Annotated in this window: 21 protein-coding genes; 15 read left to right on the plus strand and 6 right to left on the minus strand. The window is 72.1% G+C overall.

From position 1 onward, the window contains the following. Nucleotides 1–137: 137 nt before the first annotated feature. The 6 genes from BC793_RS11590 to BC793_RS11615 are packed head-to-tail and all read left to right on the plus strand — an operon-like array spanning nucleotide 138 to nucleotide 5,197. Nucleotides 138–590 (plus strand): SRPBCC family protein, encoded by a 453-nt coding sequence (locus BC793_RS11590; protein WP_109592121.1) that lies wholly within the window; start codon nucleotides 138–140, stop codon nucleotides 588–590. A gap of 23 nt (nucleotides 591–613) precedes the next feature. Then, nucleotides 614–1,420, plus strand: coding sequence for a hypothetical protein (locus BC793_RS11595; RefSeq protein WP_109592123.1), 807 nt, complete (start codon nucleotides 614–616; stop codon nucleotides 1,418–1,420). A 25-nt stretch (nucleotides 1,421–1,445) separates the two neighbouring features. After that, nucleotides 1,446–2,393: an ROK family glucokinase gene (locus BC793_RS11600; RefSeq protein WP_109592125.1), complete on the plus strand. Its 948-nt coding sequence runs from the start codon at nucleotides 1,446–1,448 to the stop codon at nucleotides 2,391–2,393. A gap of 11 nt (nucleotides 2,394–2,404) precedes the next feature. Then, nucleotides 2,405–3,082 carry an endonuclease/exonuclease/phosphatase family protein gene (locus BC793_RS11605; protein ID WP_109592127.1) on the plus strand — a complete coding sequence of 226 codons (678 nt, stop codon included), beginning with the start codon at nucleotides 2,405–2,407 and terminating at the stop codon, nucleotides 3,080–3,082. 25 nt (nucleotides 3,083–3,107) lie between these two features. After that, nucleotides 3,108–4,427, plus strand: coding sequence for a flavin-containing monooxygenase (locus tag BC793_RS11610; protein WP_109592129.1), 1,320 nt, complete (start codon nucleotides 3,108–3,110; stop codon nucleotides 4,425–4,427). Next, nucleotides 4,424–5,197, plus strand: coding sequence for an alpha/beta hydrolase (locus BC793_RS11615; protein ID WP_109592131.1), 774 nt, complete (start codon nucleotides 4,424–4,426; stop codon nucleotides 5,195–5,197). The genes BC793_RS11610 and BC793_RS11615 overlap by 4 nt, the downstream gene beginning before the upstream one ends. Here BC793_RS11615 and BC793_RS11620 read toward each other — a convergent pair. Together BC793_RS11620 and BC793_RS11625 are read right to left on the minus strand one after the other, a co-directional pair. Beyond that, the gene (locus BC793_RS11620) at nucleotides 5,183–6,607 is read right to left on the minus strand and encodes an alpha,alpha-trehalose-phosphate synthase (UDP-forming) (RefSeq protein WP_109592133.1); all 1,425 of its coding nucleotides are present in this window, start codon (nucleotides 6,605–6,607) and stop codon (nucleotides 5,183–5,185) included. The two genes, BC793_RS11615 and BC793_RS11620, sit on opposite strands and share 15 nt — an antisense overlap. Nucleotides 6,608–6,641: 34 nt before the next feature. Further along, the gene (locus tag BC793_RS11625; protein WP_109592135.1) at nucleotides 6,642–7,439 is read right to left on the minus strand and encodes a hypothetical protein; all 798 of its coding nucleotides are present in this window, start codon (nucleotides 7,437–7,439) and stop codon (nucleotides 6,642–6,644) included. 142 nt (nucleotides 7,440–7,581) lie between these two features. Here BC793_RS11625 and BC793_RS11630 point away from each other — a divergent pair, with 142 nt between their 5' ends. Further along, nucleotides 7,582–8,256, plus strand: coding sequence for a lysophospholipid acyltransferase family protein (locus tag BC793_RS11630; protein ID WP_109592137.1), 675 nt, complete (start codon nucleotides 7,582–7,584; stop codon nucleotides 8,254–8,256). Between the two features lie 51 nt (nucleotides 8,257–8,307). On the opposite strand, the gene BC793_RS11635 is transcribed toward BC793_RS11630, so the two are convergent. Beyond that, nucleotides 8,308–8,985 carry a Crp/Fnr family transcriptional regulator gene (locus tag BC793_RS11635; RefSeq protein ID WP_373871036.1) on the minus strand — a complete coding sequence of 226 codons (678 nt, stop codon included), beginning with the start codon at nucleotides 8,983–8,985 and terminating at the stop codon, nucleotides 8,308–8,310. 248 nt (nucleotides 8,986–9,233) lie between these two features. Here BC793_RS11635 and BC793_RS11640 point away from each other — a divergent pair, with 248 nt between their 5' ends. After that, nucleotides 9,234–10,088 carry a phosphotransferase enzyme family protein gene (locus BC793_RS11640; RefSeq protein ID WP_109592139.1) on the plus strand — a complete coding sequence of 285 codons (855 nt, stop codon included), beginning with the start codon at nucleotides 9,234–9,236 and terminating at the stop codon, nucleotides 10,086–10,088. A gap of 21 nt (nucleotides 10,089–10,109) precedes the next feature. Next, nucleotides 10,110–10,604: a polyadenylate-specific 3'-exoribonuclease AS gene (locus tag BC793_RS11645; RefSeq protein WP_109592141.1), complete on the plus strand. Its 495-nt coding sequence runs from the start codon at nucleotides 10,110–10,112 to the stop codon at nucleotides 10,602–10,604. Here BC793_RS11645 and BC793_RS11650 read toward each other — a convergent pair. Beyond that, nucleotides 10,585–11,235, minus strand: coding sequence for a TetR/AcrR family transcriptional regulator (locus tag BC793_RS11650; protein WP_109592143.1), 651 nt, complete (start codon nucleotides 11,233–11,235; stop codon nucleotides 10,585–10,587). The two genes, BC793_RS11645 and BC793_RS11650, sit on opposite strands and share 20 nt — an antisense overlap. 103 nt (nucleotides 11,236–11,338) lie before the next feature. Between BC793_RS11650 and BC793_RS11655 the strand changes: the two genes are divergently transcribed. The 3 genes from BC793_RS11655 (at nucleotide 11,339) to BC793_RS11665 (ending at nucleotide 18,649) form a co-directional block, all read left to right on the plus strand. Continuing rightward, on the plus strand, nucleotides 11,339–12,817 hold the full coding sequence (locus tag BC793_RS11655) for a DHA2 family efflux MFS transporter permease subunit (protein WP_109592145.1): 1,479 nt from the start codon (nucleotides 11,339–11,341) through the stop codon (nucleotides 12,815–12,817). 210 nt (nucleotides 12,818–13,027) lie between these two features. Next, on the plus strand, nucleotides 13,028–18,403 hold the full coding sequence (locus tag BC793_RS11660; RefSeq protein ID WP_158319231.1) for an RHS repeat-associated core domain-containing protein: 5,376 nt from the start codon (nucleotides 13,028–13,030) through the stop codon (nucleotides 18,401–18,403). A 3-nt stretch (nucleotides 18,404–18,406) separates the two neighbouring features. After that, nucleotides 18,407–18,649 carry a YrhB domain-containing protein gene (locus tag BC793_RS11665; RefSeq protein WP_109592149.1) on the plus strand — a complete coding sequence of 81 codons (243 nt, stop codon included), beginning with the start codon at nucleotides 18,407–18,409 and terminating at the stop codon, nucleotides 18,647–18,649. Nucleotides 18,650–18,711: 62 nt separating this feature from the next. Here BC793_RS11665 and BC793_RS11670 read toward each other — a convergent pair whose 3' ends face one another. Together BC793_RS11670 and BC793_RS11675 are read right to left on the minus strand one after the other, a co-directional pair. Next, complete coding sequence (locus tag BC793_RS11670; RefSeq protein WP_109592456.1) at nucleotides 18,712–20,481, minus strand: glycoside hydrolase family 3 protein; 1,770 nt, start codon at nucleotides 20,479–20,481, stop codon at nucleotides 18,712–18,714. Between the two features lie 17 nt (nucleotides 20,482–20,498). Next, the gene (locus tag BC793_RS11675; protein ID WP_109592151.1) at nucleotides 20,499–21,764 is read right to left on the minus strand and encodes an MFS transporter; all 1,266 of its coding nucleotides are present in this window, start codon (nucleotides 21,762–21,764) and stop codon (nucleotides 20,499–20,501) included. A gap of 237 nt (nucleotides 21,765–22,001) precedes the next feature. Here BC793_RS11675 and BC793_RS11680 point away from each other — a divergent pair, with 237 nt between their 5' ends. The 3 genes from BC793_RS11680 (at nucleotide 22,002) to proC (ending at nucleotide 26,604) form a co-directional block, all read left to right on the plus strand. Continuing rightward, on the plus strand, nucleotides 22,002–24,455 hold the full coding sequence (locus tag BC793_RS11680) for an ROK family protein (protein ID WP_109592154.1): 2,454 nt from the start codon (nucleotides 22,002–22,004) through the stop codon (nucleotides 24,453–24,455). A gap of 193 nt (nucleotides 24,456–24,648) precedes the next feature. Then, nucleotides 24,649–25,677: a 6-phosphofructokinase gene (locus tag BC793_RS11685; RefSeq protein ID WP_109592156.1), complete on the plus strand. Its 1,029-nt coding sequence runs from the start codon at nucleotides 24,649–24,651 to the stop codon at nucleotides 25,675–25,677. A 114-nt stretch (nucleotides 25,678–25,791) separates the two neighbouring features. After that, nucleotides 25,792–26,604, plus strand: a complete 813-nt coding sequence (proC, locus tag BC793_RS11690) for a pyrroline-5-carboxylate reductase (protein WP_109592158.1) — start codon at nucleotides 25,792–25,794, stop codon at nucleotides 26,602–26,604. Nucleotides 26,605–26,670 lie beyond the last annotated feature (66 nt).

Consider the following 26,670-nt stretch of genomic DNA (forward strand, 5'->3'; position numbering starts at 1 on the left):
GTGACGGATGGTAGCGGCAGGGACGGACATCGGCTCGTCCGCGCGCTGCCCGGCCGGGTGTCACGTCCCCGGGGGACCCCCGCCGGACGCCGCCCCGGTCGCGTGATCCGTCGTGCCCGGCGGGTAGCCTCGCGTGCATGGCGGACACCTCGACACAGTCGATTCAGGTCCATGCGCCCCTGGCCCGGGTGGCGGCGGTGATCTGCGACTTCGCGCGTTACCCCGAGTGGGCGGAGTCGATCAAGCGGGTGGAGGTCCTCGAGGAGTACGAGGACGGTTATGCCGCGCAGGTGCGGTTCCAGATCGACGCCACCGTGCTGATCGACGAGTACACGTTGGAGTACGCGTACGCCGACGACCTGTCCCGGATCGAGTGGAGCCTGGTCGAGCCGTCGAAGACGCAGCGTTCCCAGGAGGGCTCCTACGACCTGGTGGAGAACGCGGACGGCAGCACGACCGTGACGTACACCCTTGCGGTGGATCTCGCGATCGGGATGCTGGGCATGTTCCGCCGCAAGGCCGAGAAAATGATCATGGATACGGCGCTGAAGGAGCTCAAGCGCCGTGTCGAGAGCCTGCCCGCGGCCTGAGCCGCCGGCCGAGGGGAGCGGAGATGCCCGGATCAGCTCGGGAGGAAGCCGAACGGCTGGTCGCGGCGATCCTCGCCCGGACGACGTCGGCGGCCGGTGGCACGTCCGGGGACGGTTTCGGTCTCCTGGGCGAGTCGGTCGCCGGCCTGATCGGTGTGCTCGGCCGTGACGATCTCTCCACCGGCAGCGCCGAGTGCTGCGTCTGCCCGGTGTGCAAGGCCATCGCGGCGGTGCGCGACCCCAGCCCGGAGACCGCCGAGCGGCTCGCCGCCAGCGCCGGCGAGATCGCCGGCGGGGTGGCCGGGCTGATGCGTGCCTTCTCGTCGATGGCGGGCGAGCGCCCGCGCACGCCGACGCCGCGCGGCCGTTCCGCGCCCGCCTCGTCCTCGCCGGACCGGGCCTGGTCCGCGGCGACCCGGACCACGGACGTGGCGGACGAGCCGCCCGCGCCCGACGCGGGAAGCGACCCGTGGGGAGCGGCCAGCGCCGCCGACGCCCGTGAGGCCGCCGCCGCGGCCCGGGCCCGCGCCGCCGCCGCGGAGGAGGCCGTCGCGCGGGCCGTCGCGCAGGCGACGAAGGCCCGCGCCGCCGCGGCCGCGCAGGAGGCAGCCGCTAAGGCCCGGGCGGCCGGGACTCCGGACCGGGGAGCCGCCGGCCCGGTCCCGGGCGGATCCCGGACGGGCGGCGACGTGTGGGCCATGGCCACGTCGGAGGTGGCCGCAAGCGACCCGGCCGAGCCCCGTAGCGTGGATCATGAGCTGGGCGCCTCGGTGCCCGAGGACCGCGAGCCGGGCCAGGGCGACGACGCCCGCCCCGGCACCGCGGTGTGACTTGTTTGCAGAGGGGACGGGCAGCGTGACGCTGACCATCGGAATCGACGTCGGCGGCACCAAGGTCGCCGGTGGTGTCGTCGACGAGCAGGGCAACGTGCTCGCGTCGAACCGCCGGCCGACGCCGGCGGACGACCCGGCCGGCACCCGCGACACGATCGTCGAGGTGGCCGCCGAGTTGGTGGCGCAGTACCCGACCGCGACGGCGATCGGGATCGGCGCCGCCGCGTGGATCGACGCCACCGGTTCGACGGTGCTGTTCGCACCGAACCTGGCCTGGCGCGACGAGCCGCTGCGCGACTACGTGGGCAAGGCGATCGGCCTGCCGGTCGTGCTGGACAACGACGCCAACGTGGCCGCCTGGGCGGAGTTCCGGTTCGGGGTCGGCAAGCAGGCCGAGTCGATGGTGATGATCACCGTGGGCACCGGCATCGGCGGCGCGATCGTGGTCAACGGCAACCTGTGGCGCGGCGCCAACGGCATCGCCGCCGAGCTGGGGCACATCCAGTCCGTCCCGGACGGGCATCCGTGCGGCTGCGGCCGGCTCGGCTGCCTGGAGCAGTATGCGAGCGGCAACGCCCTGGTCCGCTTCGGCCGGGCCGGTGCGCGGCAGGAGCCGGAGCGGGCGGCGAAGCTGCTCGAACTGGCCGGTGGCGACGCTCTGGCGATCACCGGCCGGCAGATCACCGAGGCGGCGCGGTCCGGCGACGGGGTCGCGATGGACGCCTTCGCCCAGGTGGGGTACTGGCTCGGGGTGGCGCTCGCCGACCTCGCGCAGAGCCTGGACCCGCAGATCATGGTGATCGGCGGTGGCGTGATCGACGCGGGGCCGCTGCTGATGGGGCCGCTCGAACGGACGTACCGGGAGCAGCTCGCCAACCGGGACCGCTTCCCGGTGGCCGAGATCCACGCCGCCCGGATGGGCAACGCCGCCGGTGTGGTGGGCGCGGCCGACCTCGCCCGGCGCGGCTGAGGCGGCCGGGGATGTCCGGGGTTCCGCTGCGGGTGGTCAGCTACAACGTCCACGGGTTGCGGGACGATCGGGCCGCGCTGTCCGGCCTGGTCCGTGACCTGGCCCCGGACGTCCTCGTCGTGCAGGAGGCGCCGCGCCGCTTCCGGTGGCGGCAGAAATGCGCCGCACTGGCCGCCGAGACCGGCCTGGTGGTGGCCGCCGGTGGTCTGCCGTCACTGGGCAACCTGCTGCTGGTCAGCCTGCGGGTGGCGACCCGGCGGACCTGGTGCATGCGCTACCCGCTGACCCCGGGCCGGCACCTGCGGGGAGCCGCCTTCGCCGAGTGTGCGGTGCGCGGCGCCGCGTTCACCGTCTCCGGCTCGCATCTGGCCACCGACGCGGCCGAGCGGCCCGCCCAGGCGCAGTACTGGAAGGCGGAGCTGGACAAGCTCGACGGCCCGGTGATCGTCGCCGCCGACCTCAACGAGGGGCCCGGTGGCGGCGCCTGGCGGACGGTCGAGGACGGGCTGGTCGGCTCGACCGCTGACGTGCCCACCTTCCCGGCGTCGGTGCCGAGCCGGCGCATCGACGCGCTCTTCGTCAGCCCCGACGTGACCATCGAACATTACGAGATCATCTCGACCGACCGGGCCCGCGTCGCGAGCGATCATCTACCGATCGTCGCGGACCTTCTGCTCCCTTCCTCCTAGGGGCGCCGTCTGCAAGGATCGCCGGGTGCAAGACTCCCCGGACCTCGGAGACCGTGGCGGCGCCGTCTGCGTCGTCGGCGCCGGCGCCAGCGGCCTGACCGCCATCAAGAACCTGCGTGAGCTGGGCTTCGCGGTCGACTGCTACGAGCGCGAGACCTCGGTCGGCGGTGCCTGGAACTGGCGGCACGACCGCAGCCCGGTCTATGCCGGGACCCACCTGATCTCGTCCCGGCCGCTCACCGAGTTCCCCGACTTCCCGATGCCGGACACGTGGCCCGACTACCCGCACCACAGTCAGGTCCTCGAATACCTGGAGCGCTACGCGAAGCACTTCGGGCTGGGCGAGCACATCTGGTACGGCATGGAGGTCACGTCCATCGTCCCGGCCGGCGACGGCCGCTGGGACGTGACCATCCAGTCGACCGGCGGCGGCACGTCCCGGGTGCAGCGCTACGCCGCCGTGGTGATCGCCAACGGGCACAACTGGGCGCCGGTCGTCCCGGAGATCCCGGGTGACTTCGACGGCCAGGTGATCCACGCGAGTGCGTACAAGGAGCCGTCCCGGCTGCGCGGTCGCCGGGTGCTGGTGATCGGCGGTGGCAACACCGGCTGTGACATCGCGGTCGAGGCGGCCCAGCACGCCACCCGGGTGTGGCACTCGACCCGGCGCGGCTACTGGTACTTCCCGAAGTACGTGGGCAACCGCCCGGCCGACCAGGTCTACCACCGCCGGATGTCCGCGTGGCTGCGGGACCGGCGGTTCCGCCGTACCGCCGCCGACCTGACCCGCTGGGGTGTGCCCGCCCCGGACCACGCCCCGCTGGAGAGCCACCCGATCGTCAACGGCCTGCTGCCGCACTACCTGGGGCACGGCCGGATCGAGGCGGTGCCGGACGTGACCCGCTGGGACGGTGCGTCCGTGGAGCTGTCCGACGGCCGGCGGATCGAGCCGGAGCTGGTGATCACCGCGACCGGCTACCGGCCGCGGTTCGACTTCCTCGCCCCCGAACTGCTCGACATCGACGAGGACGGCCGCCCGGACCTGCACCTGCACGCGTTCGCCCGCAAGCACCCGACACTCGCCGTGGTCGGGCTCGTCCAGCCCTCCGCCGGGCTGTTCCCGCTGGCGCACTGGCAGAGCGTCGCGGTGGCCCGCTGGCTGCGGCTGCGGACCACGGACCCGGACAAGGCCGCCGCGGTGCAGAAGGAGGAGTCGCAGCGGCCGTTGGAGTCCTGGTCCCGCCGCCGCGTCGTGCCCACCCGGCGGCACTGGTTCGAGGTCGACCACGTCGACTACCTGAAGGCCGTGGAGAGCCTGCTGAACCGCATGGAGTCGATCAGGTGAGTGAGCTGCTGCGTTTCGAGGACTGGTCGGACCCGGTCCCGGCGGCCGAGCGGGAGGTCGTCTCCCGGCTGCCCGACGAGGACCGGGACCGTCCGCCGTTGCTGTTCGTACCCGGCCTGGGCCACGGTGCCTGGGCGTTCGCCGAGCACTGGCTGGCGCACGCCGCCGGCCGTGGTTTCCCCGCGCACGCGGTCTCCCCGCGCCCCGGCGGCGATCTGCGGGCGCAGGCGCACGACGTGGTGCAGGTGGCGGCCTCGCTGCCGCGCCAGACCGTGCTGATCGGCCACGGCACCGGCGCCCGCGTGGTGGCCCGGGCGCTGGGCCGCTACCCGGCCCGGGCGGCGGTCCTGGTCGCGCCGGTGCTGGACGGCTGGGCGGCCCTGGGCGCGGCGCTTCGCAGCAACCCGGCCGGGACGGTGCCGGCCCTGTTCGGCGGCCGGCTGAGATTCTCCGGGCGGCAGCTGTTCGGACCGGACCTCCCGGCCGGGGAGGCGGCGGCGTACCTGGAGCGGATCGGTGCCCGGCCGCGGGCCGAGCTGTTCGCCCGGGACGATCTGCCCACGCCGGTCGGCGGGCCGCCCACGCTCGTGGTGGGCAGCCCGGACGACCGGGTGGTGCCGCGGCCCGCCCTGGACCGGGCGGCTGCCCGCTACGGCGGTGCTCCGCTGCTCTTCCCGGGCATGGGGCACTACCTGATGCTCGAGACGACGTGGGCCGAACCGATCGACGCGATCCTGGACTGGCTGGACAAGGAGCTACCGCGGGCCTAGCGGCGGCAGCCGTTCGGCGAGCCGCCCGGTGTGATCGAGAGCGGTCAGGTAGGCCCGTGCCCACGCCATGATGTCGTGCTGCGCCAGGTGCCGCCGCATGGCCGTCATCCGGGCGTTCAGGTCGGCGTGGTCCGCCTCCATGGCCTGGAGCAGGGTCTGCTTGAGCCCGTCCACGTCGTGCGGGTTGACCAGGAACGCCTGCGGAAGCTCGGCGGCCGCCCCGGCGAACTCGCTGAGCACCAGCGCGCCGGCGTCGTCCTCCCGGGCCGCCACGAACTCCTTGGCGACCAGGTTCATCCCGTCCCGCAGCGGGGTCACCACCATGACGTCCGCGGTCAGGTAGAGGGCGGCCAGCTCGGAGCGGCCGAACCGCTGGTTGAGGTAATGGATGGCGGGCTCACCGACCCGGCCGTACTCACCGTTGATCCGGCCGACCTCGCCCTCGATCCGGTCGCGCAGGCCGCGGTAGCTCTCCACCCGCTCCCGGCTGGGCACCGCCACCTGGACCATCACCGTGTCCCGTACCTTCACGAACCCGTCGCGCAGCAGCTCGCTGTACGCCGTGAGCCGGTGCTCGATGCCCTTGGTCCAGTCGATGCGGTCGACGCTGAGCAGCACCCGTTTCGGCTGTCCGAGATCGTGTCGCAGCTGCCGGGCCTGGCTGACCACGTCCGGCCGGGTGGCCAGCGCCCGCATCTCGGCCACGTCGATGGAGACCGGGAACGCGCCGGTACGCACGGTCCGCCCGTCGACGGTGATGGCGCGGTCGGTGGCCGCCACGCCGAGCAGCTTCTTGGCCAGCTGGGCGACGTTGTGCGCGGCCTGCTCGCGCTGGAATCCGACCAGGTCGGCGCCGAGCATCCCGCGCAGCAGCTCGACCCGGCGGGGCAGCTGCATGTACAGCTCCGGCGGCGGGAACGGCACGTGCAGGAAGAAGCCGATCAGCAGGTCGGGCCGCAGCTCCCGGAGCATCGCCGGGACGAGCTGGAGATGGTAGTCCTGCACCCAGACGGCGGCGCCCGGCTCGGCCACCTCGGCGGCGGCCTCGGCGAACCGGCGGTTCACCGTCCGGTACGTCTCCCACCAGCCCCGGTCGAAGATCGGCTGCTGCACCGCGTCGTGGTAGAGCGGCCACAGGGTCGAGTTGGCGAAGCCCTCGTAGTAGCCGCGCAGCTCCTTCTCGGTCAGTGCCACGGGCCGTAGCCGCAGACTGCCGACGTCGGGCAGGGCCGGTGCCGGGCCCACCCCGCCGGCCCAGCCGACCCAGGTGGCCGGGGTCTGCTCCAGGATCGCGTGCAGGGCGCTGGCCAGGCCGCCTGGGCTGCGGCGCCACTCACAGGCGCCGTCGGGCGCGGCGCTGTCGTCCAGGGGCAGACGGTTGGCGATGACGACGAGCGAACTCTGACGCATCACCGTAGGTTACTGCTCGAACACCGACATCTGTCTATACGACAGCGCCGTCGTCGAATTCGTCGTCGTCATCGCCGGACCGCAGCCGCCAGACCAGGGTGGCCGCCCCGCCGATGATCGCGGCGAACCCGAGGACCCCGACCAGGTTCGAGTCGACCGGGAGCAGATCGGGGAAGAGGAACAGCACGAAGCCGATCGTGACGCCCAGCAGGGCCGCCACGGTGTATTTCGACATGTGGGGCAGGGGTGGGGGAGGGGGCGGGACGTATCGCTCGTCCTCGTCGTCGTCAGCGGGCAGCTCGGCGCCGAACGTGTCGAGTCCGTAGAGGATCGACGGCTCGTCCTTCGGGTCGGTGCGCCGCCGGTTGTGCGGCGTGCCCTCCTCGGTGACCGGGCGGATCGGTGGCGGCGGCGGGCCGGGATCGTCCTCGGCGGCCGGCCACGGCGTCGTCTCCGTGTCGGTGGTGGTGTGGAAGCCCGCGATGATCTTGGCCCACTCCTCGTCCACCTCGGCCTGTGGCCGCGGCGTGGGTGCCGGTGGTGCCGGAGGGGTGGGTGGTACTCCGCCGGTCACCTTCTGGAGGTGCTCCTTGGCGGTCTCCAGATGCGTCCGGTCCACGAACAGCCGATCGACCGGCCGCGCGGGCAGGGTCGTGGCCCGCAGGACCGGGTTGAGATCAGCCGTCGGCTGAAGGTAAGCCGCTATGCCGCCGGCCGCGAGCACGTCGAGCAGATGCTCGCCGATTCGTGGATCGACATCTCCCGCCGCCGCGAAGTCGGCGGCGTCGAGCCCGTTGTCGCGCCGCCCGCGACGGGCGCCACCCGCTGTCACCGATGCACACCCCCTTGCCGACCGTGCCTTGAATGGTGACACGGCAGGCGCCTGTTGCGGGAGTGCGTTGTGGCGCGCCGCTCCCGCTTCGTACGCTTCCTGTCGCCCCAAACGCACGGTGGCATCCGTCGAAAGGACGTCAGTGTTCTACTGGCTGCTGAAGTTGGTGGTTCTCGGGCCGGTGCTGAAGCTCGTCTTCCGCCCCAAGGTGGAGGGCCTGGAGTACGTGCCCCGATCCGGTCCCGTCATTCTCGCCTGCAACCACCTCTCTTTCTCCGACTCGATCTTCACCCCGCTGATCATGCGGCGGAAAGTGACCTTCGTCGCCAAGGCCGAATACTTCACCGGCAAGGGGATCAAGGGCTGGTTCTCGCGGATGTTCTTCACCGGCGCGGGGACGATCCCGGTGGACCGTTCGGGTGGCGAGGCGGCCCAGGCGGCTCTGGACACGCTGCTGCGTGTGCTGAAGGAGGGCAACGTCGCGGCCATCTACCCGGAGGGCACCCGCTCGCCGGACGGCCGGCTCTACCGGGGCAAGACCGGGGTGGCCCGGCTGGCCCTGGAGAGCGGCGCCCCGGTCGTCCCGGTGGCCCTGCTGAACACCGACGAGATCCAGCCGACCGGCACGCTGATCCCGGCGGTGAAGCGGGTCCGGATCCGGATCGGCCGGCCGCTCGACTTCTCCCGCTACGCCGACCAGCGCGGCGACCGGTTCGTCGAGCGCGCGATCACCGACGAGATCATGTACGAGCTGATGGCCCTCTCCGGCCGCGAGTACGTCGACGTCTACGCCTCGACGCTCAAGGCGGCGGCTTAGGTCCGCTCTTTCGCCGGGGGCAGCCGGGCTGCCCCCGGCGGAGCGGGAGACCTAGCCCGTCATCCCGGCGCGGCGGCGCAGGGCCTGCACGTCGGTGACGACGATGCGCCGCCCCTCGGTACGCAGCCAGCCGCGGCTCGCGAAGGAGCCGATCGCCTGGTTGACGCTCTGCCGGGAGCCGCCGGCCATCTCGGCGAGCTGGCTCTGGTTGAGCTCGATGGTGATCATCGGAGCCTGGCTCTCGCCGGAGAGCCGGACCAGCGTCTTGGCCACCCGGCCGGGCAGGTCGAGGAAGACGTGATCGGCGTTCTGCTCGGTCAGCCGGCGGATCAGGCCGCCGACCGAGCGCATCACCGCGTCCAGGATGCGCGGGTTGGAGTGCACCAGCTCCATGAAGGCGACCCGGGACAGCGACAGTGCCTGCGAGTCCTCGATGGCCTCGGCGGAGGCGCTGCGGGTGGAGGCGTCCAGCAGGGACACCTCACCGAGCACGTCGGGTGGTCGGACCACGGTGAGAACGGCGCGCTCGCCGGTCGGTGCGGTCCGGAAGACGGCGACGGCGCCCCGCTTCATGATGATCAGCGAGTCGCCGGGGTCGTGCTCGACGAAGAGGATCTGCCCCTTGCGGTAATGGCGTGGGACGGCGGCGGCGATGACGCGCTGGCGCACCTCCGGCTCGAGACCGGCGAACATGTCGACACCGGTGAGCGCGTCGCCGGGATCCGGCATGCGATGGTCCACGGCGCAATCCCCTCCCCCGGTGAGGACACGCCGACGGCCGACGGCGCCGGCCCCACGACGCGAACGATCACTCTTAGCACGAAGCGTGCTCCGAACGCCATTTTTAAAACGGACATTGAAGCCTGCCTCGTACGATCATGTCGCTTCGGTAGCAATCTGTAAACCGTCAATCTCTCTGAGTTACTGTCGCCCTGTCTGTCCGTCGCATTGGCGGCAAGTGTCGAGATAATCCCGCGGTGCCGGATGATGACTTTCTTCGATCGACTCTGCGCGACCAGTGGCACCTCCTCCCGACCGAGATGATCGAGCTTCCGCTGACCCTGCTGTCCCGCGGCTGGGAGTTCGTCGCGGGCGGCGGGACCTACGTGGCGCGACTGGTCGAGATCGGCTCGCGGCACCGGATGGAATGCGGCCTGGCGGTGTCGATGCACCTGCGCGGCCACCGGATCGACGCCGGGGAGCCGGTCCGTACCTTGGGCGGCGCCCTCACCGCGGCCACCCCGCACGGTGCGCTGGCCGTCCTGCGGCGCATCCCGGGCCGCCGCCTGGACGGGCGGGACCCGGTCGACCAGCAGTGGTGGGGGGAGCGCCTGGGGGCCGTACACCGGGCTCTCCAGGGTTTCCGCCATCCCGGTCTGCGTCCCTGGCGGCCTCTCGATCCGGAGGCCGCGCACCTCGACGCGGAGCCCTGGCTCCGCGCGACGGTGACCGCCGCGCTCACCGCCGCCAAGAGGCTGACCGTGACCGACCACCTCACCTCCGGGGTGCTGCACGGCGACCCGGCGCCGGAGATGTTCCTGCTCGACCCGGCGACCGGCCGGTCCGGCCTGCTGTACTGCGGGGCCGGTGGCACCGGGCCGCTGGTCCACGACGTCGCCGCCGCGGTGGCCTACGCCGGCGGCGCCGAGCATGCCGGCGAGTTCCTGGACGGCTACCTGGCCGCCGGGCCGGTCGGCGCCGACGAGTTGGAGGCCGCCCTGCCGGTGCTGCTGCGGCTGCGCTGGGCCGTCCAGGCGGATCTGGCGGCCCGGTACGGCTGCCCGCACGTGCTCCGGCTGGCCAGGAGGGCCCTGGAGTCCATGCCCGGATGACGATGGGCAAGGATGGGCGGGATGTCTTACCGCTACTTTTACGACTGCGAGTTCATCGAGGACGGCCGGATCGTCGACCTCGTCTCGATCGGTGTCGTCGACGAGTTCGGCCGCGAGTTCTACGCGGTCAGTACCGAGTTCGACGACACCCGCGCGGTGCCCTGGGTGCGCCGCAACGTCCTCGACAAGCTGCCCTCACCCTCGGACAAGGCGTGGCGCAGCCGCGAGCGCATCCGGGACGACCTCTACGAGTTCCTGATCGAGCCGATCCGTGGCCGGGGTGAGCAGATGGAGCTCTGGGCGTGGTATGCGGCGTATGACCACGTCGCGCTCGCCCAGTTGTGGGGTGCGATGCCGGCGCTGCCGCGGGAGATCCCCCGCTTCACCAAGGACCTGCGCCAGCGGTGGGACGATCTGGGCCGACCGCACCTGCCGGAGATGGCCGGCCGGCACGACGCCCTGGTCGACGCGCGGCACAATCTGGCCCGGTGGAACGCTATGACCGCGCAGGCCTGACCGGTTTCAGCGGCGGGACGCAGTCCCGCATGACGGCGCGGACGTCGGTCTCGGTCGGCGCGGCTCCCAGTGGGCCGTTGTCCGGCCGCGCCCGCAGTCCGTCGATCACCAGCTCCAGATAGCGCTCGTAGAGCCCCGGCCGGCACTCCGCACTGTGCTGGGCCATTTCGGTCACCATCGCCATGATGATCGGGAAGTCGCGGAACCCGGCGTCGGGTCGCAGGGTGCCCTCGGCGTGCGCCCGCTCCATCAGTTGCTCCAGCAGGGGCACGATCTGCTCGCCGGCCTGCTTGAAATGCTGCTCGTCCATGCTCAGTGCCGCGTCGCGCAGCCCGCGGTCGGCCGCGTGCCACCGCGCCGACGTGCGCAGGAACCCGGTCAGCCCGTCCCATGCCGACTCGGCGGCGAGGGACTCCTCGGCGAGGGTGACCAGATCCTCCAGCCGGTCGGTGAAGACCGCCTCGATCAGCTCCTCCTTGGTGGGGAAGCGACGGTAGACCGTGCCCACGCCCACCCCAGCGTGATGGGCGACGTCGTCGAGGGTGGCGGCGAATCCCCTGGTCGCGAAGACCTCCCCGGCGGCCTGGACGATCCGCTCCCGGTTGCGCTGCGCGTCGCGGCGAAGTGGCATGTGGCCAAGCCTACAAGTAAGTGGAGGGGATTCCTCAACTTCTCCTGCTAGCGTGCCGATGTGGAGGACGGTCCTCAACTTACGCGTTCGGAAGGCACTCGCCATGAGCAGCACCGTCATAGATCGGCCGCAACCGACGCAACGTGAGAACGGGCGCTGGTGGGCGCTCGTGGTGCTGGCTCTGGCCCAGCTGATGGTGGTGCTGGACGCCACGATCGTGAACATCGCGCTGCCCACCGCCCAGGCCGACCTAGGCTTCGACGACTTCGGCCGGCAGTGGGTGGTCACCGGCTACGCGCTCGCCTTCGGCAGCCTGCTGCTGCTCGGCGGCCGGCTCTCCGACTTCTTCGGCCGCAAGCGGATGTTCGTCATCGGCCTGATCGGCTTCGCCCTCGCCTCGGCGCTCGGCGGCGCCGCCGGCAACCTCGAACTGCTCATCGTGGCGCGTGCTCTGCAGGGTGCCTTCGGTGCGGCCCTCGCCCCGGCGGCCCTGTCGCTGCTCTCCACGACGTTCACCGAGCCCGCCGAGCGCGGTAAGGCGTTCGGCATCTTCGGTGCCATCTCCGGTGCCGGCGGTGGCATGGGCCTGCTGCTCGGCGGCGTCCTCACCGAGTACGTCTCCTGGCGCTGGTGCCTCTACGTCAACCTGGTGATCGCCGCGATCGCCGTGGCCGGCGCGTTCCTGAAGCTGCGCGACGAGCCGGTCCCCGCCCACGGCCGGATCGACGTCCCCGGCACCATCACCGCCGTCGCCGGTCTGGTCGCCCTGGTCTACGGCCTCGGCAACGCGGAGGTCGACGGCTGGACCGACGTCCTCACCCTGGGCCCGATCGCCGCCGGTGTGGTTCTGCTCATCGCCTTCGTCGCCATCGAGCGCAAGGTCGAGTACCCGCTGCTGCCGCTGCGTGTCGTCCTCGACCGCAACCGTGGCGGCTCCTACGCCTCGATCGCGATCGCCGGCGCCGGCATGTTCGGCATCTTCCTCTTCCTCACCTACTTCCTCGCCGGCATCCTCGGCTTCACTCCGATCAAGACCGGTCTCGCCTTCCTGCCGATGCTCGGCGCCGTGATGCTCACCGCGACCACCGCCGGCTCGATGCTGGCCCCGAAGATCGGTCCGCGCCCGCTGGTCCCGGTCGGCGCCCTGATCGCCGCGGGGGGCATGCTCCTGCTGACCCGTCTGGAACTGGACTCGACGTACGCCGCCGACGTCCTCCCCGGCCTGATCATCGTCGGTCTCGGCCTGGGTCTGGTCTTCGCGCCCACCCAGAACGCCGCCACCTCCGGCGTCGAGCACCGCGACGCCGGCGTGGCCTCCGCGATGATCAACACGGTGCAGCAGATCGGCGGCTCCATCGGCACCGCCCTGCTCAGCTCCTTCGCGGCCAGCGCCGCCGAGGACTACGTGGCCGGCCGGACGCCGTCCCAGGAGCTGGCGGCCCACGCCGCGATCGAGAGCTACCACACCGTCTTCTGGTGGTCGGCCGGCTTCTTCCTCCTCGCCGCCGTGGTCGCCGCGGTCCTCTTCCGCACCGGCCCGCTCGACGTCGACCCCGACGCCCCGCCCGCCATGGCTCACTGACGCCCGGCCGCACCCGCGCCCCGTTCCCGGTTCCCGGGAGCGGGGCGCGCCTCGTTCCGGCCCCGGCAGGCCATATCGCTTCCGCGTCTTCGGCGGCCTTTTGGGAGCGCTTCCAAATCGGTAACGTCCCCCGAGTCCATCGATCGCAAACGATGACTACGGGGGGATGCGGTCATGCCGGACGATCAGTTCACGCTGCCCGAATCATGGATGAGACGAGGCCTGGCGATCGCCGCCGCCGTTCTGGTGGCGGCCGCGCCGGTTCCGGTACGGGCGGCGCCCGCGGTGGCCGTGCCGCCGCAGACGCCGCCGGCACCGCAGGGCCTGGGCTCGCCGGAACGGCCGTTGCCGGTGTCGGCGCTGCCGAACAAGGGGCTCCCGGCGGGCGAGCGCCCGCCGGTCGAGCCGCCGGCCACCCGGGCGGCCGGAGACGCACGGAAGCTCTCCGCGGCCCAGTGGACAGCGGCCGGCGCGCCCGCGAAGAAGGCGAAGCAGGGTGCGGTCCGCGCCGCCACCACGGCGGTCCGGGGTGCGGACGCCCTGGTGCTGCGCCCGGGTTACGCCAGCGGTGACACGTCGCTGGTGGTGTATTTCGATCTGGCCGACACCGCGATCACCTCGTGGTCGGCGACCGTGTACGACGCGGCCGGCCAGGAGGCCCAGCAGTCGGTGACCCTGGGCCGGGGCGACCTGCCGGTCTGCGGGTCACCGCGGCGGTTCTGCCGGGGCTTCGGTGGCGCCGAGGGCTGGGCCCTGGACGCCGGCCACGACTACTTCGTCCGGATCACCGTCGACTATCCGGACGGCAGCACGCAGACGTCGGCGGCGTCGAACCAGGCACGTCCGCGGACCCTCGGCGACACACCGGCCATTCCGGCGGCGCAGACGGTGGGGTGTGCGTGCGCCAACGCGCTCGGGCGTACCACCTCCGGCCAGCAGCTCCGCGGTGCCGGAGTGAACACCGGGACCGGCGCGTACACCCGGATCGAGTCCGATCTCGGGATGGCGTCGTTCGCGGTGCCGTTCACCCTCAGCCGGGTGTACTCGTCGGCGAACACCTCGTCCGGGCTGTTCGGCAACGGATGGGCGTCCACGCTCGACCTCAAGGTCACGGCGACCGACAGCGGGGCGACGGTCCGCGCGGAAGACGGCGCGCAGGCGGACTTCACCCGTGCCGGCGACGGCTCGTACCGGCGCCCGGCGGGGGTCCGCTCGAACCTCGAGAAGACCGCCGGCGGCTGGGAGCTGACCACCCCCGAGCAGATCGTTCACCGCTTCGACGGCGGCGGCCGCTACCTGTCGGCGAAGAACAAGCGCGGGCACGGATTCACGCTGAACTACAACGGGACCGCGCTGACCTCGGTCACCGACGCCGCCGGGCGGAAGGTGCCGATCGAGTACCGGCAGGACCTGGGGTTCGTCACGAAGGTGACGCTGCCGGACGGCCGGTTCACCAACTACGACTACGAGGGCGGGCGGCTGCGGTCGTTCCAGTCGGCGATCTCGCAGACCACGCAGTACCGCTACGACAACGGCCGGCTGCGTGAGGTGGTCGACGCCCGCGGGCTGGCGGAGGTCGTCAACACCTACGACGCCACCACCGGCCGGGTGACCCGGCAGCAGGACATCAACGGCAAGACCACCACGGTGGAGTGGGACGCCGGTAGGCAGGAGGCCCGGGTCACCGACCCGGACGGGGTGGTGGACCACGACGGCTACGCCGGCAACCTGCTCAAGTACACCCAGAACGGCAACGGCGACACCAGCAGTCAGCGCTACGACGCGCAGGCCAACCCGAACCTCAACGTCGACGGCAACAACAACCAGCGCCAGTCGACGTTCGACGGCGCCGGGAACATGGCGGCGCACACGGCGCCGGAGCCGTTCTCGTTCACCGAGAAGGCGGAGTTCACCCCGGGCAACAAGCCCCGGACGTTCGTCGACGGCAACGGTGTGACGTGGCGGGCCGAGTACAACGACTTCCACGAACTGACCAGGCGCACCGACGGTGAGGAGCACTCGTACACCTACGGGTACGACGACCGCGGCCTGCGCACCTCGATGACCGACCCGCGCGGCAAGACCAGCCGCTACGAGTACGACTCGGCCGGCAACCTGACCGCGGAGATCACCCCGACCGGGCGGCGCACCGAGTACACCTACGACGGCACCGGCCGGCTGAGGACGGAGACGGACCCGCGGGGCACCGTCGCGGGGGCGAACCGGGCCGCCTGGACCACCACCTACGGCTACGACAACGAAGACCGGCAGACCACCGTCCAGCAGCCGGGCAAGGCGAAGCCGTGGGAGACCCGCTACGACGAGATGGGCCGCACCAGGACGGTGACCGATCCGCTGTCGCGGGCCACGATCTACGACTACGACCAGGCCGACCGTCTGGAGACGGTCAAGTCCCCGCGCGGTGACCTGACCTCGTACACCTACACCGCCGCGGGCCGCCTCCAGTCCCAGACCAACGGCGAGGGCGACCGGACGTCGTACGCCTACAACCGCAAGGGCGCACTGGAGAAGCTGGTCACCGCGCGCGGCAACGAGCCCGGCGCCGACCCGGCGCAGTACACCTGGACGTTCCACTACGACGGCAACAACAACCCGGTGCGGCGCACCCACCCGAACCCGGGCGGCGGCGAGGTCAGCCGGGACACCGGCTGGGACGAACTGGACCGCGCGGTCACCGAGACCGACCCGCTCGGAGCGCAGAGCTCGGCGAGCTACGACAACAACGACAACGTCACCGCCGTCGAGGACCCGGCCAAGGCGCGCATCCAGTTCACCTACGACCGGAACAACCGGCCCAGCGACGTCACCGACTCCCGGCAGGGCCGCGCCCACACCGACTACGACGCGGCCGGCAACCCGGAGAAGCAGACCAGCGCCACCGGCGGCGTCACGACGTTCACCTACGACGACGACAACCGGCGGATCTCCCAGGTGGAGCCGCGCGGCAACGTCGACGGGGCGGACGCCGACGACTACCGGACGCGGTTCGGCTACGACCGGGCCGGCAACCTGACCTCGACGACCGACCCGCTGGGCAACGTCACCGAGGCCTCCTACGACGCGATCGACCGCGTCGTCACCGGCACCGACGCCAACAAGCGGGTCACCCGGTTCACCTACGACGACGCCGACCAGCTCACCGGTGTGGTGGCGCCGGATGCCACCGCTGGTCAGGCCACCACCTACACCTACGACGCCAACGGCTCGGTGACCGAGGTCCGCGACCCGCTGCAACACACCCGCACGGCGATCCACGACCGGGCCGGCCGGGTCGTCGCCACCACCGACGCGCTGGGCCGCTACCGCGAGCACGTCTACGACGCCGAGGGACACGTCGTCGAGACGGTCATCGCCCGGACCGTCGCCGACCCGCGCAACCCCGGCCGTGATCCGGAGCGCGAGAAGCACACCATCACCGACACCTACGACACCCTGGGCCGGCTCACCCGGACCGGGCTCGGCTCCACCGGGCCGGTCTACACCTACGGCTACAACGCCAAGGACGAGCTGACCAGCGCTAACGACCCGGCCGGCAGCCAGTCCCACCGCTATGACGGCAACGGCCGGCTGGAGCAGGTCAAGCGCGGGGACCGGGTCTTCGACTACGGCTACGACAGCAACGGCAACGTCACGTCCCGGACGTTCCCGGACGGGACCGCGATCACCGCGGACTACGACGCGGACAACCGGATCACCGAGCTGACCGCGGCCGGCGACACCTGGACCTTCGGGTACGACCCGGCCGGCCGGCGCACCTCGACCAGCCTGCCCGCCGGCGATCTGGCCGAGAAGCTCAGCTACGACCGGGCGGGACGGCTCACCGGCATCCAGACCGGCACGGTCGGGAAGTACACCCTCGACCTCGACCCGGCCGGCAACCCGACCAGGATCACCACCACCCGGGGCGAGATCTCCGAGCAGGTCGCCTACCGGTACGACCCCGCCGACCGGCTCACCGACGCCTGTTACGGCACGGGCAGCTGCGGCACCGCCGGCACCGGGCGGATCTCCTACACGTACGACCTGGTCGGTAACCGCCGGACCCAGACCCGCACCGGCTCGGCGGGCGACGCCGCCACGTCCTACCGCTACGACGACGTCGACCAGCTGATCGCCGAGACGACCACCGGTACCGGCGCCGGCACGAAGACCTACCGCTACGACTCCGAGGGCAACCGGATCGACGACGGCGCCGACCGGTACGAATACCACCTCGACCACACGCTGCTGTCGGCGACCGTCGACGGGCGCAAGACGACGTACGCCTACAACGCGACCGGCCAGCGGCTGACCGCGACCACCGGGGCGTCCACCCGTACCTGGGACTGGGATCTCAACGGCCGGCTCCCGCAGATCGCGGTCGACCGCGACGGTGCCGGCTCGCGGACGTTCGTGCACAACGGCACGGGTGAGCCCCTGGCCCTGCGGGACGGCGGTGAGGCGAACTACTACGTCCACGACTGGCTGGGCGGTGTCGGTGCCCTGGTCTCCGGGGGCGGTGGGGTCCGGGCCGTCTACGACTACGACCCGTACGGGCTGCCGCGGACGTCGCCCACGCAGGCCGGTGTCGAGGTCACCGCGACCCCGGCGGCCACGGCCAACCCGCTGCGGTTCACCGGCCAGTACCAGGACCCCGGCACCGGTGGCGACTACTACATGCGGGCCCGCATGTACGACCCCGGCACCGGCGTCTTCGCCGGCGTCGACCCGGTCAAGGCGGGCATCGGTGAACCCGCCACGTCGCCCTACGCCTACGTCGACGGACGGGTCCTGCGCGCCGTCGACCCGACCGGCGAATCGCTGAAGGACATCCTCGCCGAGACCGGTGAGGCGATCGTCGAGACCGGCAAGGGCCTGCTGGACGCCTACGCCGATGCGGACGACGCCTCGGCGACCAGCATCGGCACCGACCCGGCGACGAAGAAGCAGGCCCAGCAGCGCACCGCCGAACGCGCCGACACCATGCTGGACCGCGACAAGCTGGAGGACGCGCTCAACGCCGAGTACGCCGAGGACGAGGGCAACCCCACCCGGCAGCGCACCCGCCAGGCCTTCGACCTGCTGACCGCCGTGCTGCCGGTCAAGGGACCGAAGAGTGCCGGAGTCCCCAAGGGCCCCCGCCCCGCACCGGCGGCGGGCACCCGGGGTGGCATCGACGTCGGCGCCCCGCTCAGCGACATCAACAAGAACGGGGGCAAGAAGAACTGCGTCCGGTGTGCCATCGAGACGGACAAGATGCTGTCCGGGAAGAAGTGGGAGTCGCCGGAGGCCGGTGGGGTGTACCCCAACCAGGAGATCACCGACTACTCCCGGAGCATCGGCGGATCCACCACCTGGCACAGCCGCAAGATCGCGGACATCGAGAAGTCCATGACCGGCTTCGGCTCCGGCGCCCGCGGCATCGTCATCGGCGGTCGCGGGCCCGGCAAGATCGGGCACGCCTTCAACGTGATGAACCAGCGGGGCACCGTCAGATTCCTCGACGGACAGTCCGGCCGGGCCGCGGACCTGAACGACGGATTCGTGGAATTCTGGGTCCTGTACACCGACAAGGGGAGTAGATAGGCGATGGTGAGCCTCGACGAGGCCCGCGCGGCGGCCGAGCGTTTCCTGGATCTCCAGGTCCGCCCGCAGCACCCGTACACGGTCGTCATCCTCGGCGAGTACGTCGAGGACGAGGGTGACGCCTGGCTCTTCCCGTACAACGGAACGGGATACATCGAGCGCAACGACCCCACCGAGATGATGCTCGGGAACTATCCGATCCGGGTGCTCAAGGAGACCGGCGCCGCCGACTTCAGCGAGCAGTGACCGAACGGGACGGCCGGTACCGCCGGGTGGCGGTACCGGCCGTCCCGTCACGTACGCCCGGGTCAGCCGAGCCGGAGGCCGTGGCCGTCCGGGAACAGGGGATCGGCGGTGTCGTTCGGGACGTCCTCGCGGGAGGCCGCCACGGCGGCCATCGAGGACGGCAGCTCGAACGGCAGCGTTCCGGTGGCGGGGGAGCGGCCGAACAGCACGTCCAGCAGCGCCTCGTCGCTCGCCCCGAAACTGCCGGTCAGGGCCGCGGCCGTGCCGGTGAGCGGGGTGAGCACGGCGGGTCGGTCCAGCCACACGTCGACCACGGTCGGCAGGGCCGCGGTCAGGTCCAGGACGGGCGCCAGTTCCTCGGCGGTCCACTCCAGGCGCCCGGCGTGGAAGAACGCCTCGAACCCGCCGCCGCGCGGATCGTACGGGGCGGCCCGCCGCACGATCGCCACGTCGGCGAGCGCCGGGTCGTCGACCACCTTGGCGTATCCGGCGGCGACCACCGGGTCCACACCGTCGAGCTGGACGCAGATCCCCTCGGTCAACGGCAGGACGGGCCGGGCCCCGGGTCGCGCGGGGCGGTCGGTGAGGACCACGACACAGCGGCGCTGGGCCGTAAGGCCGGCGGCCCGGAAGGCCGGCTTCCCGGCGACGCGGGCGGCCACCGCCGGGTCGACATAGCGGCGGTCGTCGAAGAGGCCCAGCCGGAACTTGTCCCGGAGGATGCGGCGGGCCGAGACGTCGATCCGGGACTCCGGGACACGGCCGTCGGTGACCAGGTCGATGATCAGCTCGGGGCAGTGCTCGCCGCCGAGCTGGTCGGCGCCGGCGGCCAGGATGCGTTCCACCCGGGTGTGGCGGTCGAGGTGCTCGACACCCCAGGCGCGGGCCGGCATGTCGGTACCCATGATCACCGCGTCGGTGACCAGACCCCAGTCGGTGCAGACCACGCCGTCGAAGCCGTACCGTTCGCGGAGCAGGCCCTGGAGGATCTCCCGGTTGAAACCGAAGCCGACCTCCTCGTACGACGTGTCGACCGGCATGCCGTAGTAGGGCATGACCTGGGCGACTCCGGCCCGGAAGGCGGCCTCGAACGGCTTGAGGTGGTAGTCCCACATGCCGCCGGGGTAGACCTGCTCCCGCCCGTAGGGGAAGTGCGCGTCCTCGCCGTCCTTCTGCGGCCCGGCGCCGGGGAAGTGCTTGACCATGGCGGCCACCGACGACGGGCCGAGCGTGTCGCCCTGGAGGCCGAGCACGTATGCGCTGATCAGCGACGACACCACGTCGGCGTCGGAACCGAGGGTGCCGTTGGTACGGGCCCAGCGCGGCTCGGTGGCGAGGTCGGCCATCGGGTGCAGCGCGACGCGGATGCCGGTGGCCAGGTATTCCTGCCGGACGATGTCGGCGAACTCCCGTACCAGAGCGGGGTCTCTGGTCGCGCCGAGCCCGATGGGCTCCGGCCACGCGGAGAAACCGCCGGCCGCCGCGGACGTCGCGGGGTTGTCGACGACGCCGTGCCGCGGGTCGGTGGAGACGGTGACCGGTATGCCGTGGCCGGTGCCCGCCGCGATCTCCTGGATCCGGTTGTGCCAGGTGGCGAGCCGCTCCGGTGGCACCGGTGCGAAGGTCAGGATGTTGACGTGGTTGATCAGCTTGCCCTGGAGCAGGGCGGACGCGGACGGGATCATCTCGTTGCCGCCGGCGATCGTGCCGTCCGGCTCGACCGCGATCATGGTGTGGAACATCAGGCCGGCCTTCTCCGCCAGCGTGAGCCGGGAGAGCAGGTCGGTGACCCGGTCCTCGATGGGCAGAGCGGCGTTCCGGTAGGGATGCATCAGGTTCTCCAAAGGAATCAGCGGGCGCCGCGGACCATGCGGACCAGCAGCGAGCCGGCGATCGCGACGGCCGCGCCGCACAGGAACAGCAGGCTGTAGTTCGCGCCGCCCGCACCGACGGCGAGGATCGGCGCGGCCAGGATCGGCACGAGCGACTGCGGCAGCGCGTTGGCGATGTTGAGCACCCCCATGTCCTTGGCGGCGTCGTCGGGATCGGGCAGCACGTCGGTGGCGAGCGCCAGGTCGACGGCGAGGTAGGCGCCCTGGCCGAGGCCGAAGAGCAGGGCCGCGGCGAGGAAGACCCCGAAACTGCCGGCGAACGCGATGACCACGAGCGCGGCGGCGACGACGATGCCGGCGCCGAGCACGAACGGCTTGCGACGGCCGAGCCGGTCGGAGAGCATGCCGCCGGCCGCGGAGCCGACGACCAGGCCGCCGGTGCTGATCAGAGTGGCGAGCAGGATGCCGCCGGCCACGGTGTCGGTGGTGTACCCGAACCGGTCGATCAGCAGGTACGCCTGGTAGGTGGTGACACAGGCCAGGCCCATCCAGATGAGGAACCGGCTGACGATGTTCCAGACGAAGTCCGGGTGCCGCCGCGGGCTGACGTAGAAGGTGCTCAGGAACTCCTTGAACCGGTACGGGGCGAAGTGCCCCCGCTCGGCCGGGCGGTCCTTGAGGACGGCCACCAGCAGGGCGACCGTGGCGACACCGATGGCGGCCGGGATCGCGAACATGAGCAGCGCGTCACCGGCCAGGGCGGCGGCCATCGCGCTGCCGAGCAGGACGGACACCGAGGTCATCAGGCCGAGGATGCCGCTGACCCGGCCGCGCTGCCGGGCCGGGATCTGGTCGGGCAGCAGCGCGGTCAGGGTGGAGAGGGTGGCGTTGACGCCGAGCTGGGCGAGTGCCCACCCGGTGGTCAGGACCGCGACGCTGTCGCCGAGCGCGACCACCAGCAGACCGGCGAAGCCGACCAGCATGCCGCCGAGCAGCCAGGGGCGGCGCCGGCCGAAGCGGGAGGTGGTCCGGTCGGACATGGCACCGAAGAACGGGTTGCCGATCAGGGCGAGCACGGCGCCGACGGAGAGCACGGTGCCGAGGGCGGCGGCCTTGTCGTCGGGGGCGATCTGCGCGACCCGGATCGACATGGTGACCACGACCGGGGTGAGGATCGTCAGGTACGCGCCGAGCTGCGCGAGCGCCATCGCGACGATGAGCCGCGTCGGCGCGTCGGGAACGGTCGGGGTGGTGGCCGGCGGGCGGGGCTGGACAGTCGTCATCGCACACCTCAGAGCAATAAGGGGGAGAAATGACACCGGGCCGGCTCCGGTGTGGTGTTAACGCCTTGTTCGCTGAACGTATCGATTCGATCAGCGCCGAACCAGTGCCGAAAAGGCCTGCTCACGGCTGTGATTTGCCGGTGTTTCGCATTACCGCCGCCCGGTTTGCCCGGTCATGGATGTGACCGGCGTCGCTATCGGCCGGTAATTACGTCCAGTTGCGGCAAAACTGGGTCCATGGCGGGCCGGAGGGTGCATCAGATCCGCCGGGACCTGCTCCTGGCCGCGGTCCGCGAGGCCGGCCGGAGCACCCGCGCCGACCTGGCCCGGCGCACCGGCATGGCCCGGATGACCGTCGACGGCCTGGTCACCGAGCTGCTCACGGCCGGCCTGCTGGCCGAGGAGGCCGCGGTCCCCGACGGGACCCGCGCCGGGCGTCCCGCCCGGTCGATCACCCTCGGTCCGGCGGCGGGCGGGGTGGTGGGCGCGATCGTGACGACCCAGGGGGTACGCGTGGCGAGCGCCGACCTCACCGGGCGCATCCTCACCGAGCACCGGCACACCGGCAACGCCCCGGACGCCTCCGCCCACCTGGACGCCTCCGCTCTTCTGGACGCTCCCGCTTCCCTGGACGCTCCGGCTCTCCTGGATGCTCCGGCTCTCCTGGACACCCTCGCGCTTCTGGTCGCCGAGTGCGCGACCGTCGTCGAAGGGCCGGTCTGGTCGGTCGTGCTCGGCCTCGGCGCCGACCAGGACCCCGCCCTCGCCACCGGTCTGCAGCAGCGCCTCGGCCGCCGGGTAGTCGTCCGCACCGCCGCCGAGCTGAGCCTGCTCGGTGAGGTCGGCTACGGGACCGCGGCCGGCCACACCGACGTCTGCTATCTGCGGGTCGGCTCGGGCATCACCGGCGGCCTGCTCCTCGGCGGCGTGCTGCACCACGGGGCACACGGCGCCGCCGGCCGGATCGGGCACGTCCAGATGGACGAGATCGGCCCGCTCTGCCGCTGCGGCAACCGGGGCTGCCTGGACACGATCGCCTCGGCCCCGGCCATCCTCGCCGCCCTCGGCACACCCCACGGCGAACCGGTCACCGCCCGGCGCGCGGTCGAGCTGTCCCGCACCGACGAGGCCACCGAGCGGATCCTCGCCGACGCCGGCCGGATGATCGGGCGGGTCGTCGCCGACCTGGCCAACACCGTCAACCCGGCGCTGATCGTGCTGGACGGGCCGCTGATCGAGGCGGGCGGGCCGATCGTCACCGCGGTCGGCGAGTCCCTCCAGCGGTACGCGCAGCCCGAGGTGACGGCCGCCACCTCGGTCCGGGCCGGAACGCTGGGCGAACGGGCGGGGCTGCTCGGCGCCCTCTGGGCCGGGCTGCGGGCCACCCCGGCGGCGCGCGGTAGCCGTACCCTCGCCCGGGTCTCACCCACCGTGACCACCGCGGACCTCGCGCCGAGGGGCGATCCCGCCGCCGGGAGCGCCGACGGCCTCGCGCGATCGGGGAAAGCCGGCGCCGGGGGTGCCGTCGATCTCGCGCGGCCCGCTGCCGGAAGTGCCGCCGGCCTCGCGACGCCGGGGGAGCGGGAGCGGGCCGTGCGGCGCGAGATCCTCGTCGAGACGCTGCGGGGGCTCGGCCAGGCGACCCGCAGTGATCTGGTGAAACACACCCGGCTGCCGCGGGCGGCGGTGGCCGCGCTGCTGGACGGGCTGGCCCGGGACGGCGTCGTCGAGCGGTGTGCCGCGGACGGGCCGCGCGCCGGCCGGCCGTCGCCGTGCTTCCGCCTGGTGGCGCCCGGGGAGTTGCTGGTCGGCGTGGCGATCGGCGGTGACGGTGTCCGGGTGATCGCCACCGACGGGACGGGTGCGGTCCGCTGGTCGGATGTCCGGGGGATGTCGCCGGCCCTGGACGGCCGGGCGGTCATGCGGGCCACCGCCGAGTACGTGCTGGAACTGCTGGACGGTCACGGCGGGCGGCCGGGGCCGGGAACCCGGTTCGCGGTGAGCATGCCGGCGCCGGTGCACCCGGTCGCCGGGCACCTCAGTTCCCGCAGTGTGCTGACCATGTTCGCCGGGTTCTCACCGGCCGAGGAGATCTCCGCGGTGCTCGGCCGCCCGGTGCGGGTCACCAACAACGCCCAGCTGGCGGCGCTGGCGGAGAGCCGGCGGGGCGCCGCCCGGGGTGCCCGCGACGTGCTGTTCCTCAGCTGCGACCAGTACACCGGGGCCGGGCTGGTGTCCGGCGGACGGCCGCACGCCGGGGCGATCGGATATGCGGGGGAGGTCGGGCACCTCACCGTCCGCGAGATCGGGCCGCTGTGCCTGTGCGGCAGACGGGGATGCCTCAGCGCGTTCCTGTCGCCGGGGTATTTCGCCGCGGTGTCCGACGGCGGCCCGCCCGACGAGAGCCGGCTGCTGGCCCGGGCCGCCTCCGGGGACCGTCCCGCCCGGCGTGCGCTGCTCGACGCGGGCCGCTTGATCGGGCGTACGGTCACCGCGCTGGTGTCCGTTTTCGATCCGGCCGTGGTGGTCGTCGGGGGCCGGTTCACCGAGCCGGGTGATTTCGTCGTCGACGGGGTCCGGGAGGCGCTCCAGCGGCACTGTGCCCCGGCCGTGGCCGCCGCCCTCACCGTGGTTCCGGCAGCTCTCGGACGCGACGCCGAGGCACTGGGGGCGATCGAGTCGATGTTGTGAGGTTGCCGTTCCGTCGCGGTGCCGTGACCGCATCGAAACTCTCCGGCTTTAGTGGGCCGCCGTCGGGTGGCTCAGATGCGACGACTAGAGTGCGGTTGCGGCCCGCCCCGGGCCGGCAACGCTGCCGACGAAATCGTCCCTGGGGCCTCAACGGGCTATCCGCATCTCGCTACCCGATCCAGGGGGAAGAATAATGCGTATCGGCGTGCTCACCGGTGGCGGCGACTGCCCCGGTCTCAACGCGGTCATCCGCGCCGTCGTCCGTAAGGGCGTCACCGCTTACGGTCACGAGTTCGTCGGATTCCGCGACGGCTGGAAGGGCCCGCTGGAGGGTCTGACGAAGCCGCTGGGCATCGCGGAGGTGCGTGGCATCCTGCCGCGCGGCGGCACCATCCTGGGCTCCTCCCGCACCAACCCGTTCAAGATCGAGAACGGTGTCGAGCGGATCAAGTCGAACCTCACCGAGCAGGGCGTCGACGCGCTCGTGGCGATCGGCGGCGAGGACACCCTCGGCGTCGCCACCAAGCTGTCCGAGCTGGGCGTCAACGTCGTCGGCGTGCCGAAGACGATCGACAACGACCTGAACGGCACCGACTACACCTTCGGCTTCGACACTGCGGTCAACATCGCGATGGAGGCCATCGACCGGCTGCACACCACCGCCGAGTCGCACCACCGCACCCTGGTCGTCGAGGTCATGGGCCGGCACGCCGGCTGGATCGCGCTGCACGCCGGCCTCGCCGGTGGCGCCAACGTCATCCTGCTGCCGGAGCGCCAGTTCGACGTCGAGCAGGTCGCGACCTACGTGACCAAGCGCTTCCAGGTGGAGTACGCACCGATCGTCGTCGTCGCCGAGGGCGCCCAGCCGCTCGACGGCCAGATGGTCCTGCACAACCAGGAGCTGGACAGCTTCGGTCACGTCCGCCTCGGCGGCATCGGCCAGTGGCTCGCCCAGCAGCTGGAGGAGAAGACCGGCAAGGAGGCCCGTACGGTCGTCCTCGGTCACATCCAGCGCGGTGGCACCCCGACCGCCTTCGACCGGGTCCTGTCGACCCGGTTCGGCCTCCAGGCGATCGACGCCGTCCACGAGGGTGACTTCGGCAAGATGGTGGCGCTCAAGGGCACCGACGTCGTCCGGATCCCGCTCATCGAGGGCACCGGCGAGCTGAAGACCGTTCCGCTCGAGCGTTACGAAGAGGCCGAGGTCTTCTTCGGCAGCTGATCCATCCGTCGTGATGCCGGGGGCCCGTCGCCCCCGGCATTTCGCGTTCCCACGCCCGCCCGCCGTCCGTGCGGCGGCTGTCCGCCGTCTCGCTGATCCGTCGAGGAGTCTCCGTTGCCCAAGCCCACCGTCGCCGTGCTCGGGACCGGCAAGATCGGTGAACTCGTCGTCGCCGGTCTGCTCCGCTCCGGCTGGCCCCGGGAGAAGGTGCTGGCCACCGCCCGCCGCCCGGCCCGTGCCACCGAGTTGGCCGAGCGGTACGGCGTGGAGGTCGTCGACAACGTCACCGCCGCCGGGCGGGCCGACGTCCTGGCGATAGCGGTCAAACCGCAGGACGCCGGAGCGCTCCTCGACGAGATCAGGGGCCGGATCGACGCCGGCAGGCTCGTCGTGTCGCTCTGCGCGGGGCTGCCGACCGGCTTCTTCGCGTCCCGCCTGGCCGAGGGCACCCCGGTGATCCGGGTGATGACGAACACCCCGGCCATCGTGGACCGGGCGATGACCGCGATCTCCGCCGGGCCGCACGCCACCGCGGAGCATCTGGACATCGCCGAGCAGATGTTCGAACCGCTCGGTGTCACTGTCCGTGTCCCGGAGTCCCAACAGGACGCGGTCACCGCCGTCTCGGGGTCCGGACCGGCCTACTTCTATCTGTTCGTCGAAGCGATGATCGACGCGGGTGTCCTGCTGGGATTGCCGCGCACGGTCGCCCACGAGCTGGCCGTGCAGACTGCCGTCGGGTCGGCTGCCATGCTGCGTGACTCCGGCGAGCACCCGGTCAAGCTCCGGGAGGCGGTCACCTCCCCGGCCGGGACGACCGCCGCTGCCCTGCGCGAGCTGGAGCGCCACGGGGTCCGCGCGGCGGTGCTCGGCGCGCTCGAGGCGGCCCGCGACCGCGCCGGCGAGATCGCCGCCCAGGCGAAGTGATCCGGCTGGGCCGCCCAGGCAGTGATCCGGCTGGGCGCCCACGCGCAGTGATCCGGCTGGCTCTCA

Source organism: Actinoplanes xinjiangensis (assembly GCF_003148685.1).
Taxonomy (GTDB): Bacteria; Actinomycetota; Actinomycetes; order Mycobacteriales; family Micromonosporaceae; genus Actinoplanes; species Actinoplanes xinjiangensis.

What these genes read in the sequence shown, in the direction of transcription:
- BC793_RS11680 (WP_109592154.1), top strand. Translation starts at nt 22,002, where the DNA reads ATGGCGGGCCGGAGGGTGCATCAGATCCGCCGGGACCTGCTCCTGGCC.
- BC793_RS11665 (WP_109592149.1), top strand. Translation starts at nt 18,407, where the DNA reads ATGGTGAGCCTCGACGAGGCCCGCGCGGCGGCCGAGCGTTTCCTGGAT.
- BC793_RS11685 (WP_109592156.1), top strand. Translation starts at nt 24,649, where the DNA reads ATGCGTATCGGCGTGCTCACCGGTGGCGGCGACTGCCCCGGTCTCAAC.
- BC793_RS11675 (WP_109592151.1), bottom strand. Translation starts at nt 21,764, where the DNA reads ATGACGACTGTCCAGCCCCGCCCGCCGGCCACCACCCCGACCGTTCCC.
- BC793_RS11620 (WP_109592133.1), bottom strand. Translation starts at nt 6,607, where the DNA reads ATGCGTCAGAGTTCGCTCGTCGTCATCGCCAACCGTCTGCCCCTGGAC.
- BC793_RS11655 (WP_109592145.1), top strand. Translation starts at nt 11,339, where the DNA reads ATGAGCAGCACCGTCATAGATCGGCCGCAACCGACGCAACGTGAGAAC.
- BC793_RS11660 (WP_158319231.1), top strand. Translation starts at nt 13,028, where the DNA reads ATGAGACGAGGCCTGGCGATCGCCGCCGCCGTTCTGGTGGCGGCCGCG.
- BC793_RS11670 (WP_109592456.1), bottom strand. Translation starts at nt 20,481, where the DNA reads ATGCATCCCTACCGGAACGCCGCTCTGCCCATCGAGGACCGGGTCACC.
- BC793_RS11645 (WP_109592141.1), top strand. Translation starts at nt 10,110, where the DNA reads ATGTCTTACCGCTACTTTTACGACTGCGAGTTCATCGAGGACGGCCGG.
- BC793_RS11595 (WP_109592123.1), top strand. Translation starts at nt 614, where the DNA reads ATGCCCGGATCAGCTCGGGAGGAAGCCGAACGGCTGGTCGCGGCGATC.
- BC793_RS11650 (WP_109592143.1), bottom strand. Translation starts at nt 11,235, where the DNA reads ATGCCACTTCGCCGCGACGCGCAGCGCAACCGGGAGCGGATCGTCCAG.
- BC793_RS11590 (WP_109592121.1), top strand. Translation starts at nt 138, where the DNA reads ATGGCGGACACCTCGACACAGTCGATTCAGGTCCATGCGCCCCTGGCC.
- BC793_RS11605 (WP_109592127.1), top strand. Translation starts at nt 2,405, where the DNA reads ATGTCCGGGGTTCCGCTGCGGGTGGTCAGCTACAACGTCCACGGGTTG.
- BC793_RS11635 (WP_373871036.1), bottom strand. Translation starts at nt 8,985, where the DNA reads ATGCCGGATCCCGGCGACGCGCTCACCGGTGTCGACATGTTCGCCGGT.